Genomic DNA, 21,296 nt, shown 5'->3' with positions numbered 1-21,296 from the left:
AGGAGCGGCAACTCCCTGGCCAATGAAAATATCAGAATACATTTCGTCTTATCTTACATCCTTCAAATGAATACTCTGTGATCGACATCAGCAACATTCACCTGCACAGCATTCCTCCTCCGCAAAACGGAACGGTGTTTGGCTCTGCCGCCAGCTTTGATGCTTTGCCTGAAACGCACAAAGCACAGATCCTGTTCTTAGATAAAACAGCCGAAAAATATCTGTACGAATTTGTGGAGAATGCACGCATGCTGTCCAATGGAGGTTGGGCGCCTTTTGAAAAAGGAATTTTTAAAACAGTGGAGCAGTATGAGCATGCGGTTGATCTGCAGGAAAATATCCCGTTGTTGAAAAAATGGTTATACAACAAAGGCATTCCATTTGGCAATTGGGTATTTGTACTTTGCGACAGCAATGAACAACCCTTGCTTATGAGCTGGAAGATGCTGATTAAATATGCCTACGATATTTTTTTGATTGGTGATACATTGCTGTTCGATCCGTCACGCAACTGGTGTGTATTTAATTACCACGAAGGGCAATTGTTTTTTGCAAAGGATAATATTTATGATCCCTCAGCAATGGAGTTGTATCTGCAGGAACTAAACGAACGGAAGAAAAAATACCCACAGTTTAAGCATCCGTATTTGTAAAATGCAGAGGGTTGCCAACCCGTCTCAATTACGCCACTCTCAAAATCCTTTCCATCTTTTTGCCTTTCGCCAATTCATCCACCAGCTTATCTAAATACCTGGTTTGTTTTGTTAAGGGAGTTTCAATTTCTTCTATACGGTAACCGCAGATCATTCCTGTAATCAGCCGGGCATTGGGGTTCAGTTTTGCTTTTTTAAAAAAGGTTTCAAATGTTACTTTTTCGTCAATAAGTTGCTGCAGTTTTTTTTCGTCAAAACCGGTGAGCCATTCGATTACCTGGTGTAACTCCTTTTTTGTGCGGCCTTTACTTTCAACTTTTTTTACATAATGCGGATATACCGATGCAAAAATCATTTTTGCTATGCGCTCATCATGTTCTGGAGTTGTGTTCATACCGAATGAATTTAGAAGGAAAGTTAGCTGATTTTTTTATTACCGGATAACCTTGAACATGCTTCGCTTATTAAAACATTGTGGTGCAGGTATCTCTTCTATTTAAGTATGCTACGTTCATATACTTTTATTTCTGAACCTTCGGCCACAAACAACGAATCGGGTTGCATTTCGTTGAGAAAAGAAAAATCTTCGCCATAGAGTTTTCCGAAATCGATTTTATACGAGAAATTATTCACCGGGTAAATATTCCATCTGGGATGCTCCACTTTATACTCACCGGTACGGAAAGCTGATAACGATGTATAACCCCAGTAGTGTTCAAAGATGAATTCTTCTTTACTGCCTTTAGAAATGGGTTTTACCTGTATAGCTGTTTCAACTTTTAATTCATGTTCAAGTTCTTTGCCCCATTCAAATGTAAGGTACCGTTGATTGGTTTGTTCGATCTTACTGTTGATTGGAGAATAGGAATATTTTTCCTGGTAAATAAGTTTGGCGATCCAGGCGATCATTGGTTTGGGCACCAGTTCGCTGATGAACACAACTCCACGTTTCACACCTTCTGCTGACGGATAACGCACATAAAACCGGAGATTGATCTCTTCAAAATCTTTATGAAACGGAAAGCCGATGCCTTTTACTTTGGTATCAAGAAAATGAAAGGCCACAAAACTTACATAACATTTCCCATCAAAAGCATCGAGCTCAACTGCATTGGGAAGATGAGGTTTTAATACATGTTCCGGTACCACAAAATTCATCATTACCAGGTTCCGCCATTCACCCGTAAGAAATGCTTTTGTCGCTATCTTTTTATCACTCATTTCATCAATTGCTTTTATTCGCAAGGTTGACAACCTTCCTACTCAATACTTATATATTTCTTTAATTATCCACCTACTTACTAATTCCTAATTACCAATTCCTAATTACCAATTCCCTTTTCCTCTCCTTCTCTTCTGTAAAACTCTTTAAAGATCAGCCGCAAACTCTGGTCATACGTAAAATAATTGTACAACCAGTTTGTAAACACAAAGAACCTGTTCTTCACACCAAGGATCAACATGAGGTGCAACCCCATCCAGATGAGCCATGCAAAGAAACCACCGAAATGGAGTTTTGGTTTTGGCACATCCACCACAGCAAGGTTACGACCAACAGTTGCCATTGCACCTTTGTCTTTGTAACGAAATGCTTTTGCAATTTTTCCTTGTCGCAGATTCAGCAAATTTGCTGCCAGTAATGTGGCCTGCTGTATGGCAACGGGTGCAACCTGTGGATGACCATCAGGAAAATGCTCTTCTTCCATATAAGCAATATCGCCGATGGCAAATACATTGTTTAAACCCTGCACAAAATTGAACTCATCCACTTTAATACGGTTGCCTCTTGCAATTAATGAAGGATCAATACCAGCCGGAATATTTCCTTTGATACCGGCTGCCCATATTACCAATGCGGAAGGAATGACAGTACCATCTTTCAGTGTTACATTCTTTCCATCATAATCCTGCAGCAGCGAATTTGTCATAACGGTAACACCCAATCGTTGCAGATAGTTCAAACTATTGGCACTGCTTTGTTCACTCATGGCAGCGAGTGTTTTACCTGTTCCTTCCAGCAAATAAATATTCATCATGCTGAAATCGAGTTCAGGATAATCTTTCGGCAACACATATTTTTTCATTTCAGCAATGGCGCCGCTTAACTCAACACCTGTTGGTCCGCCACCCACTACTACCACATTCATTAAGCGTTGTAATTCATCTTTGTTTGATACATGCAAGGCATCTTCAAAATTGTGTATGAGTTTATGGCGCAGCTGCAATGCTTCCACAGTTGACTTCATTGGGAATGCATGCTCTTCCAGGTTTTTATTACCGAAGAAATTGGTGGAGGCTCCGGTAGCGATCACAAGATAATCGTAGCTGTACGTGTCTTCATTTGTGATCACTTGTTTGGCAATTGTATCAATACGTTCCACTTCTGCCATGCGGATACGCACATTCTTACTTTTTTGAAAAGCTTTACGAAGAGGGAACGAAATGTTTGAAGCATCGAGACCGGCTGTTGCCACCTGGTAAAACAAGGGTTGAAACTGGTGATAGTTGAACCGGTCAATCAATGTAATATCGATCCCTTCTTTGTTGCTGAGAAGATTCGCTAACCGTAAACCACCGAAGCCGCCGCCGAGTATGATGAGTTTCATATTGATTGTTTGAGGCCATAAAGTTACGAAGTTTTCAATATTTTTTGAAAATATCGGAATAATTTAATTGCACATAAAAAAAGCCCCGCAATAACGGGGCCTTAACAAGGGAAAGTCATTTATTAATACACCATCCTGACCTTAATCGTTTCTTTTACTTCTTTCAATAATTCCACTGCTTTCTTTGAAAGTTTGCTGTCAACATCCAGCACTACATAACCGATCTGGTCGTTTGTTTTTAAGTATTGACCAAGAATGTTGATGTTGTGTTTACTCAATTGCGTATTGATCTGGCTCAATACACCCGGTACGTTTTTATGAATGTGCAAAATGCGGTGTGTGCCTTCCTGCACCGGCAATGCTAACTCAGGAACAGTATGTGAACCAATGGTGGTACCACCTTCTAAATACTGCACCAGTTTATTACTTACATCGGCACCAATATTTTCCTGTGCTTCTTCGGTGCTTCCTCCAATATGTGGTGTAAGAATAACATTTGGCAGATCCTGCAAAGGTGTTTGAAAACGATCACCATTTTTTTCAGGCTCCCAAGGGAACACATCAATCGCAGCACCCGATAAATGTTTATCAAGTAATGCCTGGCGCAATGCATCCAGATCAACCACTTCTCCCCTTGCATAGTTCAAGAGAATGGCTCCTTTCTTAAATTGTTTGAGTGTTGTTTTATTGATCAGATTTTTTGTTTGATTTGTTTCAGGCACATGCAGCGATACAATATCTGATTTGCTCAACACATCTTTCATGTGCTTGTATTGAACAGCGTTACCCAATGGCAGCTTTGTCACCACGTCATAATAGATCACTTTCATACCAAGTGATTCTGCTAACACACTCACCTGGCTGCCGATATTACCATAACCAATTATGCCAAGTGTTTTGCCACGTAATTCATAACTGCCCTTTGCGTCTTTGTTCCAGATGCCTTCGTGGGCCGCTTTATTCTTATCAATAATCCTGCGGATAAGTATAATGCTTAAGCCTATTACTAATTCAGCAACACTTCTTGTATTACTGTAAGGTGCATTCATTACTACTACACCTTTATTTGTGGCAGCTTTTAAATTCACCTGGTTTACACCAATACAAAAGCAACCAATGGCCTGCAGTTTATTCGCAGCATCCAGCACTTTCTGTGTGATCTGTGTTTTGGAACGGATACCAAGCAGATGAACATCTTTTATTTCTCTAATGAGTTCTTCCTCGCTTAAAGCACCGCTGAGTTTTTTAACACTTGCATAACCGCTGTCTTTGATATTTTGCACAGCCGCTTCGCTGATATTTTCAAGCAATAAAATATTGATCTTGTCTTTGGGATAACTGGTGGTCTTTTTTTCTGCCATGATCGTATGTGTGATTTGCTTATTTTGCAGCGCAAAGATAGTCCACTGAACAACAATAGAATTGCGTTGTTTTGAAATTTTCGAAATAAGGACAAACAATCATCGTTATTATTAAAACCAAACGACCGAATTTAAAGCATGATATTGGCTAGAAAACGAACGTTCTTTTATTACATCGTCGCTACCCTGTTACTTTCAGGCTGTGGTGCGTCTTCGGCAAAAAAGAAAGACAAGGCAGAACAGGATATTGTTAATGCAACCGCAAACAATCTTTCAAAAGCCGAGGCAGACAGATGCAGGCGTATTGCTGAAGATTTTTATGATTCGTCCCTAAAACGCACAGGATTCAATGGAGCGATGCTGGTTGCAAAAAAGGGCCAGATCGTGTTTGAACAATACAATGGCTTTGGCCACTTGAAGGGAAAAGATTCGATTACCCCTAACACACCGTTTCATATTGCTTCTACTACCAAAACATTTACAGCAATGGCTGTTTTAAAACTGGCAGAAGAAGGAAAGCTGAATATCAATGATTCATTGCAGAAATTCTTTCCCGGTTTTCCTTATGAAGGCATGACGGTGAAAATACTATTGAATCAACGAAGTGGCTTACCGAATTATGCTTACTATCTTGAAAAAGCAAATTGGGACAACAAGGTGAAGGTTACCAATGAAGATGTATTGCAAACATTGATTCAATATAAACCGGATCTGCAAAACGCTGTTAACAGACGTTTCAATTATTCAAACACGAATTTTGTTTTGCTCGCATTGATTATTGAACGTGTATCGGGTAAATCGTATGCAGATTATTTGCAGGAAGCGTTTTTTACTCCACTGCAAATGACCAACACCAAAGTGTTTAACCGTAACGATTCTGCAACGGCTACTCCATCTTATATGTGGAATGGTGTGCAGGAAGCATTCACTTATCTTGATGTAACCTATGGTGACAAAAATATTTACAGCACGGTGAGAGATCTGTTGAAATGGGACCAGGCATTGTACGGCAACAAACTCTTTAAACAATCAACACTCGATTCAGCATTTCAACCTTACAGTTTTGAAAAGCCCGGTATTCATAACTATGGTTTTGGCTGGAGAATGTACACATTGGCAAATAACAACAAGATCATTTATCATAATGGCTGGTGGCATGGTAATAATTCCACGTTTTACCGTGTGCTTCCCGATTCGCTTACCATTATTATTCTTGGTAATAAATTCAACAGGAATATTTACAGGGTGAAACCATTGATCGAAGCAATGACTCCGTTGAAATTCAGTTATGGAGAAGAGTAAGCACTACTCCGGAAAAGAATGTTTCCTGTTGGGTAACAAATTCTCTTTGCTCCATTCTATTTTTTGAATGAATGGTTGCTTTCGCACATTGCAATCTGCCAGCTGGCAATGTGTACAGCTTGATGTAATACAGGGATCAGTATGAATAAAAAATTCAATGCTCCCCTTTTGAAAGTTTGAATTCAGGATCTTGTCAAGCTTGGTAATCTCTTCGTGTACTTCTTCTAACGAAAAATAGTAAGGCATGGTTACATGGCAATCCACATGGTATAAACTTCCATAGCGTTGCACACGCAGGTTATGCATGTCGATCCAGTTAGGTTGCCGCTGTTCTTTTAAAATAGTAACCAGCTCCTCTACAATTTTCATATCCACTTCATCCATCAGTCCACGCACCGACTTACTCATCAGCTTAAATCCTGTATAGATAATAATGGCTGCGGCAATAGCAGAAGCAATCGGGTCGATCCATTTATAACCTGTGAGCAATATCAGTACGATTGCCACAACAACTCCAATACTTGAATAACTATCACTTAAAATATGCTTCCCGTTTCCGTGCAACGTTAAACTGTTGTTCTGTTTTCCTTTTTTCACCAAAAAAAAACCCAACAGAAAATTAGCCGCCCCTCCTGCAATTGTTAACCAAAGACCCGCTGTTAATGCATGTAATTCCGGTGGATTGAAAAAGAAAAGAATGGCCTGTATTAAAATGCCGAACCCGGCAATTAAGATCATTGCTCCTTCGAAACCGATCGAGAAGAATTCAATTTTACCATGACCATAAGGATGTTCCGTATCCCTGGGTTTATTCGACAAGTAAATACTGTACCATGCAAACGCCGCCGCCACTACATTAATAATGGACTCCAACGCATCGGATAAGATCACCAATGAACCGGTTACAAACCACGCAACAAACTTTACCGCACAGATGAGGGTGCTGAAAAAGAAAGAGAGGCGGATGTAGAAGAGATCGTTATTATTCAAATCAGGGCTGATTTTATTGCTGTGGGTCAAGCATATAATTTAGGCGGTAAGATAATATTATTCAAATAAACCACTTCTGAAAGATGCCTGCTCTATGGCTGCTCATAAAAGCCAAACTGCCCGAACCTGCACCATATCTAGGATCTAAATGCCGATTAGTGCCGTTCAATTATAAAAAAAATGCATTTTTATGCAGGTTTTTTCCCCGTTTATCCATGTTGGTTTGTTTTTGTAATTATTAATTTCCTAAATTGTTGCACAAACTAACATGAATATGAGAAAAATTGGACGCTTGCTCGCCATGAGCATTTGCTGTTTTTTTGCTATTGTTTCGTTTGCACAAGAACAAACGATAAGCGGCACAATCAGAGACGCCGCCGACAATTCCCCACTACCAGGAGTATCCGTAAGGATCAAAGGCAGTCGTACTGGAACTACTACAAACACTTCTGGAGCGTTCACTATTAAGGCTACAAAAGGTCAGGTACTTGTTTTTACTTTCCTTGGTTACAAAACAGTTGAAGTAACTGTGGGAGATAACACCAGTATTAACCTAAGCCTTACAGAAACCTCAGAAAAACAGCAACTAAGTGAGGTTGTTGTAACTGCAATGGACATAAAACGTAATCCCAGGGAATTAGGTTACTCAACCCAAGGCTTAACCGGAAAAGAAGTACAGGAAACACAACGGGAAAACTTCGTGAACTCTTTACAGGGACGAATTGCAGGTATAACCGTTACTCCAACCAATGGTATTGCAGGCGCATCTTCTTCTATTGTTATAAGAGGATTTAATTCGCTTGCTTTAAGTAACGAGCCACTATTTGTTGTTGACGGAATCATAATGGACAATCAAACAATCAACGAAGACATCGCTTCAAACCTCGGGCTTGCATCAAACCGACCAAACAGAGATGGTGATTACACAAATAGAATAGCGGATATTAATCCTAACGACATCGAGTCAATTACAGTGTTAAAAGGTCCTGAAGCAACAGCATTATACGGTAGCCAGGCAAGTTCAGGTGCTATAATCATCACAACAAAAAAAGCTGCTGCCAGCAAAAAACTCGATATTAACTACGATAATAGTTTTCGTGTTTCAAAAATTACACGCATCCCCAGTATTACCGACAACTTTACTGGAGGAACAGGCGGAGTAAGACAAAACTCATTTCTCTATTTTGGCCCGCCAAATCAAAATCCTGATACAGAAAAGATCTACAAGTATGTTGATGACTTTTTCAGAACAGGTTTTTCACAGACACATAATCTCGGGCTATCATTTGGCCAAAAGAATTACTCATTCAGAGTTAGCGGAAGCGTTAATAATATAGAAGGCGTTGTTCCCTACAACGAGTACAAACGTTACAATGCACGTATCAGCAACTCTACAAAAATTGGGAAATACATTGAAATTACTCCCGCCTTTGCTTATGCCCGCACAGAATTTAAACGGCCTTTACGGGGTGCTAACAGTTATCTCTTAAATCTTTTACGCTGGCCTAGAGAACTGGATCTTTCGAATATAGAAGATGGTAATGGCAATAAAATATCATTATATAATACTGACCCTTTACAGGAAATTGACAATCCATTGTGGAACGCAAAATACGTAAACGCACAGGACGTTACAGACCGCTATACCTATTCAATGGGTGTAAATATCAATCCGGCTCCTTGGGTTAGTTTACAAGGCCGTTTCGGTTATGATACCTACAAAATGGAGGGATCCCGTTTAGTACACAAACAGTCATTTTTAACAACCGCAAATGAAGGGGGCCGCTTAGATAATTTCTATCGCAGATATTTCGGATACAATCATACGATCAATGCTACATTCAAAAAGTCGCTTGGCAAATTCAACGGCAGACTAATGCTTGGTACAATGTGGCAAGATTACAGAACAGAGATGTTTGCAGTAACAGGATCACGCCTTCAAAGCTCACTCCGAAGAGATAGTTCAAATACCGATCCTGCAACCAGGGTACGTTTAAACAGAAATTACTTTGGAGAATACAACCAGGTAATCGTTCGCCAGATGGCTTACTTTGGTGAAGCTGCTGTTAACTATAAAAACATGATCTTCCTTAATTACACTCACCGTTTTGAGGCAGCATCGACTTTACCAAGAGAAAACCGTTACTACAATTATCCTGGGGCAAGCCTTTCATTGATTGTGACCGACATCCTTCCTTCGCTTAAAAAAGGAGACATATTAAGCTATTGGAAATTGCGATCATCATTGGCTGTAACGGCACGTTTAAATGGAGCATATAGCAACCAGCCAGTATTTAATAATGTTCGTAGTAGTGGTGATGGTTATGCATATGGCTTTACCAATAACAACCCAGACCTTGAACCTGAAAAACAACAAACCTATGAAATAGGTACAGAGTTGCGTTTCTTTAAAAGCAGGATAACGGTTGACGCAACTTATTACAACACGCTTAATACAAATCAGATTGTTGAGTTATTCCGCTCTAGCTATGGAACCGGGTTTGTGCTTAACACCCTGAACGTAGGTGCTACACGCAACCAGGGTATTGAAATAGCTGCCAATTTTATTCCTGTGCAAACCAAGAATCTCCGTTGGACATTAGGTTTTAACTTCAACAGAATGCGAAATAAAGTATTAAGCCTACCCGATAATGTTCCGGAATTTTATGTTTCTGATACAAACCTCTATGGCAATGCCAGAGGCGGTTTGACAAGAGGCGGCCCAACCACTTCAATAACAGCATTTGGTTATTCTAGAAATAATAAAGGTCAACTCATAATCAGTTCAACGACAGGTTTGCCAGTTCTTGACAACAACTTCAGGGTTCGTGGCGATCGCAATGCTGACTTCACATTAGGTATCAACAATACTTTGCGTTACAAAAACCTTTCATTAAGCATGCTTTGGGATCTAAAAGTGGGCGGTGATATTTTTAATGGAACAAACATGTTCCTTACATATCAAGGCCGTAGCCTTAAAACTGCTGACCGCTTTACTCCACGCATAATCGATGGTGTGTTAAATGATGGCTTACAAAACACAAACAACCCAACAAAAAATACAATTGCAGTAACTCCATACTTTTCACAAGGTTATTTCACTGCAATGCCTGAAGAAGAGTTTATTGAAAAGGATGTTAACTGGCTCAGATTAAGAGATATCACGCTCTCATACAATTTAACTAGCCTTATCCGTAAACAAAATATAATCAAAACACTTAGTGCATTTGTAACATGTAATGATCTGATATTGATAACCAATTACAGCGGAGCCGATCCGCAAGTTAATGGCAACACCGCAGGTACACGTGGTGTTGGTGCGGCCGGATTTGATTTTGGAAATATAGCCACTCCTGTTAGTGTAAACTTTGGTATCAGAACATCATTTTAATTACTGAAAAACAATTTCAATGAAATCATTACTTAAAATAACTGCCCTTCTTTTCCTTTTTTCAGGCATAATTAGCTCGTGTAATAAAAAACTTGACGATGCATATTTGAATCCTAACGCTCCGACAAAGGTTCCACCGGAAACATTGCTAGGGCCAATTATTTCATCAATGGTTGGCAACAGTGCCGGACATGGCTCAATGGCTGATGCAAGGTATATTTCGCTGTACATTCAAAGCTTTGCAAGCTATACTGTAAGTACTGCAGCTAATAGTACTTCACAATACGAGCGTATGGGCGGAGTTACTGCAAACAGCGACAATGCGGGCTCGATTTGGAGAGCACATTACTACGACATCGGCCAGAATTGTATGAAAATGATCGACTGGGCAGCTGAAGAAAAAAAATGGGATTATGTTGGTGTTGGTCAAGCCATCTTTGCATGGAGTTGGTTACAACTTACAGACTATCATGGCGAGGTTATTTTGAAAGAAGCATTTAACACAAACCTTCTTACATTTAAATTCGACAAAGAAGAAGAAGTTTACAAGTATGTGCGTGAACTTTGTTTTAAGGCACTGGAAAACCTTGATAAAACAGGTGATGGCGTAAGCCAACAAAATCTTGCAAAAGGAGATGCCTACCTGTATAACGGAGATGTTACAAAGTGGAAAAAATTTGTTTATAGCATACTTGCCCGATCCTACCATCATCTTTCAAACAAAACAGATTATAAAGCAGATTCTGTCATTTATTATTGCGATAAAGCAATCACAACAAATGCTGACAATGCCGTTGTGAAGTTTATTGCTACGCCCGGCTTTAGTGCCAACTCAAATTTTTATGGCCCAGTAAGAAACAATCTTGGATCTACTTTTGCAATCAGACAAGCAGCATTTATAACAGACCTTTTAAAAGGTAACAATTCAGCATTTTCAGGTGTTGATGATCCCCGTAAATGGTATCTTATTCGTCCTTCAAAAAGCGGCCAGTTCAATGGCATTCCTGTTAATGGAGGAATAGTCTCAATTACTGACACATTGAACAGACCCGAAAGTTTCTGGGGAGCCCGGTACGATTCAACAGTTGCGCCCAAAGATGATAGCCGTGCACGTTATATTTTCAGAAACGGAAGTCCCATGCCTGTTCTTACTGCCAGCGAAATACATTTTATGAAAGCTGAAGCTGCCTTCATAAAAAATGATAAAGCAGCTGCATTGGCTGCTTACAGAAGAGCAATAGAATTAAATTTTGATATGCTGCAGACAGAGTATTCGGCAAATGTACCGGCAGCTAATCTTATTACAGTTGCAGTGAGAGATGCTTTTTTAGCAAACACCAACGTAGTACCTGCGTCTTCTAATGATCTTACTTTATCGCATATTATGCTGCAGAAGTATATCGCCCTGTTTGGTCATGGCGCATTAGAAACATGGGTTGACATGCGTCGCTATCACTATACTGATACCAGAGGCGGACTCCAGGTTTATCGTGATTTTGTCCCACCGTCAGGGACGGTTCTGTGGACAGACAATAATTCAGAAAAAGTGTACAGGGTACGCTATCGTTATAACTCGGAGTATGTTTGGAACATTGCAGAGTTAACTAAACTCGGAGCAGAAAAACCAGACTGGCATACAAAAGAAGTTTGGTTTTCGAAACCTTAATTACTAATGGCAAAATTTCAATAATGAAAAAGATCATCATCATACTTTCTGTTGCCTTTCTTCAGTTTTCCTGTGAAAAGAAATCTGATTACAACGCAAGCTACGAAGCACAAGATCCTTATATGCACTCGTTTGTAAAAATTATAAATGTCTATCCGTTTGCTCAACCAGCTTTTTCGGGACAAACGAGTGCAGCGTTCCGTTTTACTTATAATAAAACATTGTTGAGTGCAGTCCCAACAGCGGTTGGAGCTACGTTTCCTTCAGGGCAAGACTATTATGCTGTAAACAGAATTATGACAGAACGTAACCTTGATGTAAGCCTGGCACTTGGCACACCACCTGCCACTACACGTGATTCGTTTCTATACAGGTATGAGCCGATAGTATTTAAATTACAGAAATATTACAGCCTTTTTATTTGCGATTCAATTAAAAAAGCAGATCGTGTTCTGGTTGTAGAAGATGACATTAAATATCCTGCTGCAGATGCAAACTACAGAGTTCGTTTTGTGAACACCATTCCCAACCCGCCTAATGCAACACCTGCTATTGATGTTTATGCAAATACAACGGATTCACTCATCTTTTCGGGCATTAAATTCAAACAGGCCACCCCTTTTATCGAGCTAAGTAGATTGGGCAGCGCAACAACAAATACATTCCGTATTAAATGGACAGGCACCAGCACTGTTGTAGGAACAATTTCTTTAACGCTCGCAAATAAAATGTCTGCAACACTTATAGCAAAAGGATTTGTTGGCGCTACAGGTCTCCGGGCACCGGCGCTTATTTCCTATCGCAATAAATAGTCTTTCCTGTTCTTCAAAAACCTCCTGCACAACTTTTGTTCAGGAGGTTTTTTTATTACTTTACAATAAATATCACTTGCTTGAAACCTGTTATTACACTTTCCTTTTTTCTATGCCTGTTATTTAAAAGCACTAATGCCCAAATAAACGACACAGGTATTGCACGTATCATTACCAATATCAGGCAGCTTTATGAGTTGAACCCTTCTGAAAAATGCTTTCTTCATACCGATAAACGTTTCTATCAACCGGGAGAAAACATTTGGTTCAAGACGTACCTTACAACAAATGACCTGCCAGTACCACTGAGCAATGTTGTATACACCGATTTCAGCGATGCAAAGGGAAATGTATTATCAAAAAATATGTGGAAGGCTGCAAATGGCTCTGCAACAGGCAACTTATTTATTCCCGATTCACTTGTTACAGGCATTTACCGTATAAGATCGTACACGCTGTGGATGTTAAACGAGCCATCATCAATTAGCGAGCAATATGTTTTTATTCTGGGTAAAAGAGATCAATCAAAATCTTATTACCTGCCCGAATCATCGTTTACTGTTGATTTTTTTCCTGAAAGTGGCAAACTAATTGACTCGTTCGAGAACAGCATTGCTTTTCGTGTAACTGATGCGAACCAAATGCCTGTATTGAATGCAAAGGCTGAACTTATCGATGAAAACAAAAAATCTGTAGCATCTGCTTTTTTTCACACAGAGGGAATCGGTTTAATAAAATTTACACCGGAGCCCGGAAAGAAGTATAGTTTACAGGTAAGTCTTAATCTTAACAATAAAAAACTGTTTGAGTTACCAACCAGTAATAAAAACGGCATGGTGCTGAATGTTTCAAACCTATCCGCTTCAAAAGTTTTTATTCAAGCTAACGCCACAAACCAGTTTGTAAGTGAAAACAAAGAGATCATTGTTGTTGCACAACAATATGGGAAAACAGTTACAGCCCAGGTATTCAATTTTGAAGAAGCAAAAAATGCGATAGTTCTAAATAAAAAAAACCTTTCAGAAGGGCTAATGCAGGTTCTGGCATTTAACAACAAACTGCAACAAATAGCAGAAAGATGGATATGGGTACAAACCGCAACAGCCAACGAGCTGAATCTTTCTGTAGATTCTCTTTCTTTTGTCAAAAAAGGTAAGAATAAGTTTACCATTACCGTAAACAATAATGAGTCCCCAGATTTATCTGTTGCAATAATACCCGCTGACCTTCCGGATTACTCATTTATAAACCACCCGAACATACAAACATATCAATTGATCCATTCCAATAATCGTGATGGTTTTCTGTTCCAAAATAATATTGGCAGGACAGCTTATGAATTAAGCAGTGCATATCTTGATGCCCTGATGCTTACGATAAATCCTGCAAGGTTCAGCCCTGATGCAATTCAAACAAGCAAGCAACCTCCTCTTAGATATTTTTTTGAAACAGGCATTTCAGTTCGTGGTACTGTAAAGAAAGAAAAAGAGAGTATGCAGTTCGACTCCAGTCGTGTTGACATCATAACCAAAGGAGCAGATTCAAGTACGATATTTTCGACATCACGTTTAGACAACAAAGGTGCTTTTGCTGTTAATGACCTTCATTTTCGTAAACAGGCGACCATTTATCTGCAGGCAACTAACAAAGAAAAGAAGAAACGTCAACTTGCGTTTGAGTTATTGCCTGGATATATTGACACACTCGACGACAAAATAGCTTCAGCACGCTTTAATCCCGGCTATAAAGAATTGACTGGTAATAATACCGTCAATGAACAGTTTGTAAAAAACTATAGTGTTTCAGGATTGGGAAAAGAATTAGCAGAAATTATCATAAAAGGAAAAACAAAGGAGGAACGTAAAGTCGATTCCCTTAACAAAGTATTGACCAGTGACGCTTTCCGTGAATCAGAATATACAAAATCGCCCAATCAAAACTTTGGATATATCAGCTTTGCCCAGCTTTTCGAACAGGAATTTTTCGGCTTACGATTTAACTCCGGCTACGATCGTATTAGCGGCATGGGCGGAACCGAATCCTCGGGATCAGCAAGTAATGACATTATCAGTTACTACCTTAACGAACAACCAATTTCTTCTGAAGAATTAAATTTCATCAACCCTCAGGAAGTTGTACTGGTGAAAGTAAATAGAAACACCAACCTTCATCTTGGTCAAATGGGGCCGGGTCCAAGTGTGCTGATTTATACCATTCGTAAACTGCGCAGTCGTTTCAACTTTACCACTTCTACATTAACAGGTTATTCAATTCCATTGCAATTTGTAAACCCTGATTTTTCCCGTGATGAAATTCGTAACACTGAAGATCGTCGCACTACCCTGCTTTGGCAGCACCAAGTGAAATTTGAAAATGGAAAAGCTAGTCTTCAGTTTTATAATAATGATTACAGCAAGAAATTCAAAGTAATCATACAGGGAATTGATAAAAAAGGGAATTTGTATTATTTAGAAAAAATCATTGAGTAGCCACACATCAAAAAAGGCTCTCCGATAAACGGAGAGCCTTTTTATTTTCGAGACGCATGCTTTCTTAATTAAAAAACACCGCATTACACAACATCAACTTTCCATTCTCCCAGAAATTGCGGAACATAATATCATCGGTGATATAAACTACTGATCCACGACCGATGTTTTGTGCACCAAACAACAATCCATCTTTCAAACGGTCTTTGAGTTTATAACCCACAAAGCCGGCAAGCTGTCCCTCTTTCTTGATCACACCAACATTCCAACCTGTGTTATTGAAGAAGTCGAAAATATTGTCGTCCATCTTTAATGTGAAATAGTAATTGGGATACCCAAATGCCAAAGGATGAGTATTGTCAAGCTCAACTTTGTAAATAGAACCCGGCGTCATGTTGCGTACAAAATCACGCTCACGGTTTTCAAAAGAACGTAAGGGATCGTATGGATCTTTACTTGCAGCTTCATCTGTCTTCTTTGATTTTAATCCCCAATCTAAGCGTGCAAATGCAGTAGCAGCACCTTCCATAGCAATTACTTTACCGCCTTTGCTTATCCAATCCTTCAATTGATCGGCCGATGCCTTATCGCTGAGAAAACGATAGTTCCCATCGGGAATAATGATCACATCGGTTTGCTGCCAGTTGATACGACTGATATCATTTGCGTAAACCAATGAAACAGGATACTCCAATTGTTTATCAAAGAAATGCCAGATCTCACCCGCTGCATTTCCATTAACACCTTCACCGGTAAGCAATACCACATTCTTGAATTTGAAGGGCGATACAAGATCGCTTCCCAGATCACCACCGGCATCAACAAAGCCTGTGGAGATAGGATAAGTTTTTATGTTCGCTGCATTAGCTGCATCAGCAACAAGCTTCCACAATTGTGCACCAAATGATTGGTTACTTGTTTTCATAATGATGATGGAACCACGATCAAATTTCTGTCCGCCAACTTCAAACGGCACTTCCGTGTAACGAAGTTTGATTCCTTTCTCTAACAAATCACCCACTACTTTCGCACTTTGCACACTCTCCCATTTAATAACATATGCATAAGCATCAACAGAAGAATTATTTACCTGTGCAGGTTTTTGATAAGCACTTGTATTAATGCGATCTTTTGAAGCAAAAGCCTGCAAGCCATATGCATAGGGTAAACTCCATGCAGTAATATCATACGTTGCAGAATCACTGAGTTTTGATTTTGGTTCAAACAATACCTGCACCATCGCAGAACGTGGCTGAAAAGCACTGATCACCAGATCTCCATTTGCAACATTGAAACTTTCGTCTTTGCCTGTAAAATAATTATAGCCCTTACCAGCACTTGCAGCAGTTCCATATTCAATTCCATTCTTATCGAGCAATTGTGTTAATGCAGCAATGCGATCTGCATCTTTTGCATTGTTCTTTATTACATAGGTTTTGTATTCACCAAAACCGCTGCTTACACCTTTATTAAAAAACTTTCGGAATTCTGTAATTAGTTTATTCGCATTGATCGAAGAAATTTCAACTGTGCTCAACCCTGTTGTAAAATGATGTGTTGCTCTGTCTAACAAGGTTAGGGTATCTCCTTCTTCTGTTAATGCAGTTGCACCACCTGCCGGACCACCACCCTGCTCATACGTCATACCAATTGCACCATTGTATGTAGGGTATGTATCACCGTAAGATGGATAAAACAAATCGAAACGGAGTTTGGTAAAATATAACCAGCCATTTGCATCAAAATATTTTGCGTGATTCTTTCCAATCGTAGTTTGAAAATCACGTTGCCATTGTGTGATCACTTCATGAAAAGGTTCAGCTGCAGGAGCAAAATAGTAAGGCTCATTAATTCCCTGCTCATGATAATCCACATGTATCTGCGGCATCCATTGATTGTATAATTTCAAACGTTGTTGACTCTCCACCTGCGTTTGCCACGCCCAGTCACGGTTCAAATCAAAATTGTAATGATTGGTTCTTCCGCCTGGCCATGGATCACGATGCTCACGGGTATCCATACGTGGATTTGCATTGACACCCACAACAGAATTGAACCAGTTTACATAACGGTCACGGCCATCGGGGTTAATACATGGATCCATCACCACAACTGTATTCTTCAGCCACTCTTTTGTTTTTGTGTTTGATGGATCAACCAGTGCATACACCGTCATCAAAGCCGCTTCACTGCTTGATGTTTCGTTACCATGCACATTGTAACTCATCCATACAATTGCAGGCGCATTTTCATTTGGCGCTGCCCTGTCTTTTGAAAGATTAGCCAGTCGTAAATTGTTTACACGTATCGCTTCCAGGTTGCTCATGTTTTCCTCTGAAGAAATAAAAGCCACCATCAACGGACGTCCTTCGTTTGTTTGGCCATACTGTTGCAGCTTTACTGTTTTTGGTGCATTGGCCGCTACATGCTGAAAATAGCTCACCACTTTCCAGTGTGGCGTGTAACGGGTGCCGATCTTATAACCAAGAAACTGTTCAGGACTTTGTACCTGCGCCATTGATGCCAGAGATACGCACAGCGCAATTATCAGGGAAACTTTTTTTCTCATACATTAAATTATGGTTGCAAATTTAAAAAAGCGACCAACATAGAGTCAGCCGCTTATCATACAGTTGGTTTAATTTATGCCTAAGATAAGCGGAGTTAAGCAGTAAAAAATTAATTTCGGTAAAATTAAGTTCATGAGAAAACTGGTTGTCTTACTTCTGTTGGTTGTCGCTCTCCCGTCCATTGCGCAATACAATCCCTATAAGTATTCTATTGAAAAGAAAACGAGCGGAGGAAAGGCGGCAGTTGTGAGTGCACACCCACTTGCCAGCAAAGTAGGTGTAGCCATTATGAAGAAAGGTGGCAATGCCTTTGATGCTGCCATTGCAACACAATTGGCACTGGCAGTTGTATTTCCCGGTGCAGGCAATATTGGCGGTGGTGGCTTTATGGTAGCTGTTACCAATAAAGGTGAACAGGTTGCACTCGATTACAGGGAAAAAGCACCCGGTTCTGCAAGCAGGGATATGTACCTCGACAAAGAGGGGAATGCGCAAACAAATCTCAGTCAAAACGGTCATTGGGCATCAGGCGTGCCGGGTACCGTTGCAGGTTTATTTACTGCACATACTTATGCTAAACTTCCATTTAAACAATTAATTCAACCGGCCATTGATCTTGCTGAAAAAGGATTTGTAATTACAGAAGCAGAAGCAAGAGGATTAAATAATACAATGGGTGAATTTGTGCGATATAGCACAAAACCAAGTGCGTTTGTAAAATATGGTGGCTGGCAAGCCGGTGATACATTAATTCAACAGGATCTTGCCAACACACTTAAACGGATTCGTGATCTTGGGCAAAAAGGGTTTTACGAAGGCGAAACAGCACGTTTGATCGTTGCAGAAATGAAACGAGGCAATGGCCTCATCACATTAGCTGATTTGAAAAATTATAAAACTGCTAAGCGTGTGGCAATGCAGTCGAAGTATAAAGAATACACGATCATAGGTATGCCGTTGGTAAGCAGTGGCGGCATTTTAATTCAACAAATGATGGGCATGGTAGAGAACAGGAATATTGCTCAATATGGTTTTCATTCCTGGCAGGCAGTACAATTGATGGTGGAAGCAGAACGCAGGGCCTATGCCGACCGTGCAGAATTTTTAGGCGATAAGGATTTTGTAAAAGTGCCGGTACAAAAGCTCACCTCACCAGCTTACTTACAGCAACGCATGAGCGATTTTGAATTAGGCAAAGCCGGTAATAGTAAAACAACAGGACATGGTAATGTTAATCCTGAAAGCGAGGAAACCACTCATCTTTCTGTTTATGATGCAATGGGCAATGCTGTTTCAGTAACCACAACTCTCAACGGTGGTTATGGAAGCAGAACAGTAGTTGGCGGTGCCGGTTTTTTATTGAATAACGAGATGGATGATTTCAGTGTGAAGCCAGGCGTGCCAAATATGTATGGCGCATTGGGAACCGAAGCCAACGCAATTGCGCCAAACAAGCGCATGCTTAGTTCAATGACTCCGACGATTGTCTTGAAGAATGGGAAACCCTATCTGATCATTGGTTCTCCCGGCGGCACAACGATACCAACACAGGTTTACCAGGTATTGTTGAACACGCTTGAATTTAACATGAGTCTTGAAGATGCGGTTTGGAAACCACGCTTTCATCATCAATGGTTGCCCGATGTGGTGTATGTAGAGAAAGGGTTCCCAATGGAAGTAAGAACAAAGCTGGAAGAGATGGGATACAAAATTGTTGAGCGTAACAGTATTGGTCGTTTTGAAGCTATTAAGATTGTAAATGGAGTTGTTGAAGCAGTTGCTGATAACCGGGGCGATGATCATGCAGAAGGATATTAGAAAGTACGAAGTACAAAATTGGAAGTACGAAGTAAGAAATAAACTCATCACTCATTATTCATCACTCATGAATTTAGCAGAAACCTTTTTATCATCCTACATCAAACGCAGCACATATTACAAAGAGCTGGCCGATAAAACTTTTGCACAATTAAGCGAAGCAAATTTTCATTATCAAGCAAATGACGCAAGCAACAGCATTGCTATCATCATACAACATCTGGTTGGCAACATGCTTAGTCGCTTCACAAACCTCTTAACAGAAGATGGCGAGAAAGAATGGCGCAACCGTGATACAGAATTTGAAGAACAGCAATTGAGCAAAGAAGCTTTACTTCAAAAGTGGGAAGAAGGTTGGGCTTGTTATTTATCTGCTGTGAAAAATCTCACGGAAGATGATCTGTTGAAAACAATCACTATCAGAAACGAAGAACTTTCTGTTGTTGATGCATTGAATCGGCAACTGGCACATTACCCCTATCATGTAGGACAAATCGTTTACATTGGCCGCATGATAAAAGATAACCAATGGCAAAGCCTGTCGATACCAAAGGGCCAATCACAACAATTCAATGATCAAATGCAAAAACCCTGATGGTTACTTTATCACAAGCACCTGGCAGAACAACAATCATTGATGGAAAAGAATATTTATTCTTTTCTGGTTACTCCTATTTGGGTTTAGGTTTAAATAAAAGCTTTACTGATCTCGTAAAAAAAGGTATCGATTTGTATGGAGTAGTTTATCCTTCTTCACGCATCTCCAACACTGCACTTGATCTGTATGCAAAAATGGAAGAACAGCTTGCTGTATTTACATCTGCAGAAGATGCTGCGGTTTTTTCATCGGGCTTTTTATCAGCACGCACAGCAGTTGATGTGGTGAGTAATGAAATGAATGTGTATTGTTTGCCGCATACACACCCTGCTTCATCTGCATTAACGGGTATCATTAAAATTCCGGAGACATTATCATGGCAACAATTCCTGAATGAGCGTGCATCTGTGGGTGAATTTAGATTTGCAGTTACTGCAGACAGCATCAATCCAACTCCAGGGCACATCAACAATTTTTCATTCATCAGTTCAACACCCCCATCCTTTACCATTACACTAATTGTTGATGATTCGCATGGAATCGGCTGGCTAGGGGAAGATGGAAAAGGAATTGCATCACTTTTAAACTTGCCCGCACATATCGATCTGTTATTGAATTTTTCTCTATCAAAAGCATTTCATATCAATGGCGGCGCAATCACCGGCTCACGGAAATGGATAGCCGCTGTACGCAGGCATGTGAACTATGCCACCAGTACGCCGTTGATGCCTTCATTAGCTTATGCCTGGACAGAAGCAACCGCTTTATTCAGTCAACAACGGGAAATATTGCTGCAAAACATCGAATACTTGCAAAAACTCACAACAAACTATACATTTGTGGCCGGTGAAGGAACTCCTGTGTTTGTAGTAGCGAAAAAAGGCATCGCCCCGTACCTGTTACAGAACAATGTTATCATATCTTCCTTCGGTTATCCTCATCCTGAAAGCGATCCCGTGAACCGGATCGTTGTGAATGCCCTCCATTTAAGATCCGATCTTGAAAAGCTTGCTCAGTTAATTGAGCAGTACTAAACCAAT

The 21,296-nt window shown here is 40.0% G+C and carries 15 protein-coding genes; 9 read left to right on the top strand and 6 right to left on the bottom strand.

Annotated elements, in window-relative coordinates; translation table 11 throughout:
• Window positions 1–77: 77 nt before the first annotated feature.
• Window positions 78–653 (top strand): hypothetical protein, encoded by a 576-nt coding sequence (locus H4075_RS10620; RefSeq protein WP_182806486.1) that lies wholly within the window; start codon window positions 78–80, stop codon window positions 651–653.
• A gap of 28 nt (window positions 654–681) precedes the next feature.
• Here the strand turns inward: H4075_RS10620 and H4075_RS10615 are convergent, their stop codons facing one another.
• The 4 genes from H4075_RS10615 to serA form a co-directional block, all read right to left on the bottom strand.
• Window positions 682–1,047, bottom strand: coding sequence for a DUF2200 domain-containing protein (locus H4075_RS10615; RefSeq protein WP_182806485.1), 366 nt, complete (start codon window positions 1,045–1,047; stop codon window positions 682–684).
• 98 nt (window positions 1,048–1,145) lie between these two features.
• Complete coding sequence (locus H4075_RS10610) at window positions 1,146–1,874, bottom strand: YqjF family protein (protein ID WP_182806484.1); 729 nt, start codon at window positions 1,872–1,874, stop codon at window positions 1,146–1,148.
• A 101-nt stretch (window positions 1,875–1,975) separates the two neighbouring features.
• Entirely contained in the window at window positions 1,976–3,259 is a 1,284-nt protein-coding gene (locus tag H4075_RS10605) for an NAD(P)/FAD-dependent oxidoreductase (protein ID WP_182806483.1), read from the bottom strand.
• Window positions 3,260–3,381: 122 nt separating this feature from the next.
• A complete protein-coding gene (gene serA, locus H4075_RS10600; protein WP_182806482.1) occupies window positions 3,382–4,620 on the bottom strand; it encodes a phosphoglycerate dehydrogenase in 1,239 nt (412 codons plus the stop codon).
• A gap of 144 nt (window positions 4,621–4,764) precedes the next feature.
• Between serA and H4075_RS10595 the strand changes: the two genes are divergently transcribed.
• On the top strand, window positions 4,765–5,922 hold the full coding sequence (locus H4075_RS10595) for a serine hydrolase domain-containing protein (protein ID WP_182806481.1): 1,158 nt from the start codon (window positions 4,765–4,767) through the stop codon (window positions 5,920–5,922).
• Window positions 5,923–5,925: 3 nt separating this feature from the next.
• Here H4075_RS10595 and H4075_RS10590 read toward each other — a convergent pair whose 3' ends face one another.
• Entirely contained in the window at window positions 5,926–6,912 is a 987-nt protein-coding gene (locus H4075_RS10590; protein ID WP_182806480.1) for a cation diffusion facilitator family transporter, read from the bottom strand.
• A 274-nt stretch (window positions 6,913–7,186) separates the two neighbouring features.
• Here H4075_RS10590 and H4075_RS10585 point away from each other — a divergent pair, with 274 nt between their 5' ends.
• The 4 genes from H4075_RS10585 (at window position 7,187) to H4075_RS10570 (ending at window position 15,270) form a co-directional block, all read left to right on the top strand.
• Window positions 7,187–10,303 (top strand): SusC/RagA family TonB-linked outer membrane protein, encoded by a 3,117-nt coding sequence (locus tag H4075_RS10585; protein WP_182806479.1) that lies wholly within the window; start codon window positions 7,187–7,189, stop codon window positions 10,301–10,303.
• A 106-nt stretch (window positions 10,304–10,409) separates the two neighbouring features.
• Entirely contained in the window at window positions 10,410–11,969 is a 1,560-nt protein-coding gene (locus H4075_RS10580) for a SusD/RagB family nutrient-binding outer membrane lipoprotein (RefSeq protein ID WP_182806478.1), read from the top strand.
• Between the two features lie 23 nt (window positions 11,970–11,992).
• Window positions 11,993–12,781 (top strand): DUF4397 domain-containing protein, encoded by a 789-nt coding sequence (locus H4075_RS10575; RefSeq protein ID WP_182806477.1) that lies wholly within the window; start codon window positions 11,993–11,995, stop codon window positions 12,779–12,781.
• An 80-nt stretch (window positions 12,782–12,861) separates the two neighbouring features.
• Window positions 12,862–15,270: a hypothetical protein gene (locus H4075_RS10570; RefSeq protein WP_182806476.1), complete on the top strand. Its 2,409-nt coding sequence runs from the start codon at window positions 12,862–12,864 to the stop codon at window positions 15,268–15,270.
• Between the two features lie 64 nt (window positions 15,271–15,334).
• On the opposite strand, the gene H4075_RS10565 is transcribed toward H4075_RS10570, so the two are convergent.
• Window positions 15,335–17,788: a M14 metallopeptidase family protein gene (locus H4075_RS10565; protein WP_255460446.1), complete on the bottom strand. Its 2,454-nt coding sequence runs from the start codon at window positions 17,786–17,788 to the stop codon at window positions 15,335–15,337.
• 184 nt (window positions 17,789–17,972) lie between these two features.
• Between H4075_RS10565 and ggt the strand changes: the two genes are divergently transcribed.
• From ggt to H4075_RS10550, 3 genes are read left to right on the top strand one after another with little or no spacing between them, the layout of a single operon-like run.
• Window positions 17,973–19,658: a gamma-glutamyltransferase gene (gene ggt / locus H4075_RS10560; protein ID WP_182806474.1), complete on the top strand. Its 1,686-nt coding sequence runs from the start codon at window positions 17,973–17,975 to the stop codon at window positions 19,656–19,658.
• Window positions 19,642–20,253, top strand: coding sequence for a DUF1572 family protein (locus tag H4075_RS10555; RefSeq protein ID WP_255460445.1), 612 nt, complete (start codon window positions 19,642–19,644; stop codon window positions 20,251–20,253). Before ggt ends, H4075_RS10555 begins: the two co-directional genes overlap by 17 nt.
• Window positions 20,253–21,290 (top strand): aminotransferase class I/II-fold pyridoxal phosphate-dependent enzyme, encoded by a 1,038-nt coding sequence (locus tag H4075_RS10550; RefSeq protein ID WP_182806473.1) that lies wholly within the window; start codon window positions 20,253–20,255, stop codon window positions 21,288–21,290. Before H4075_RS10555 ends, H4075_RS10550 begins: the two co-directional genes overlap by 1 nt.
• Window positions 21,291–21,296: the final 6 nt, after the last annotated feature.

Source organism: Lacibacter sediminis, from assembly GCF_014168535.1.
Taxonomy (GTDB): Bacteria; Bacteroidota; Bacteroidia; order Chitinophagales; family Chitinophagaceae; genus Lacibacter; species Lacibacter sediminis.
Note: the sequence above shows the minus strand (reverse complement) of the source record. Positions and strands in the feature narration are given on the sequence as shown.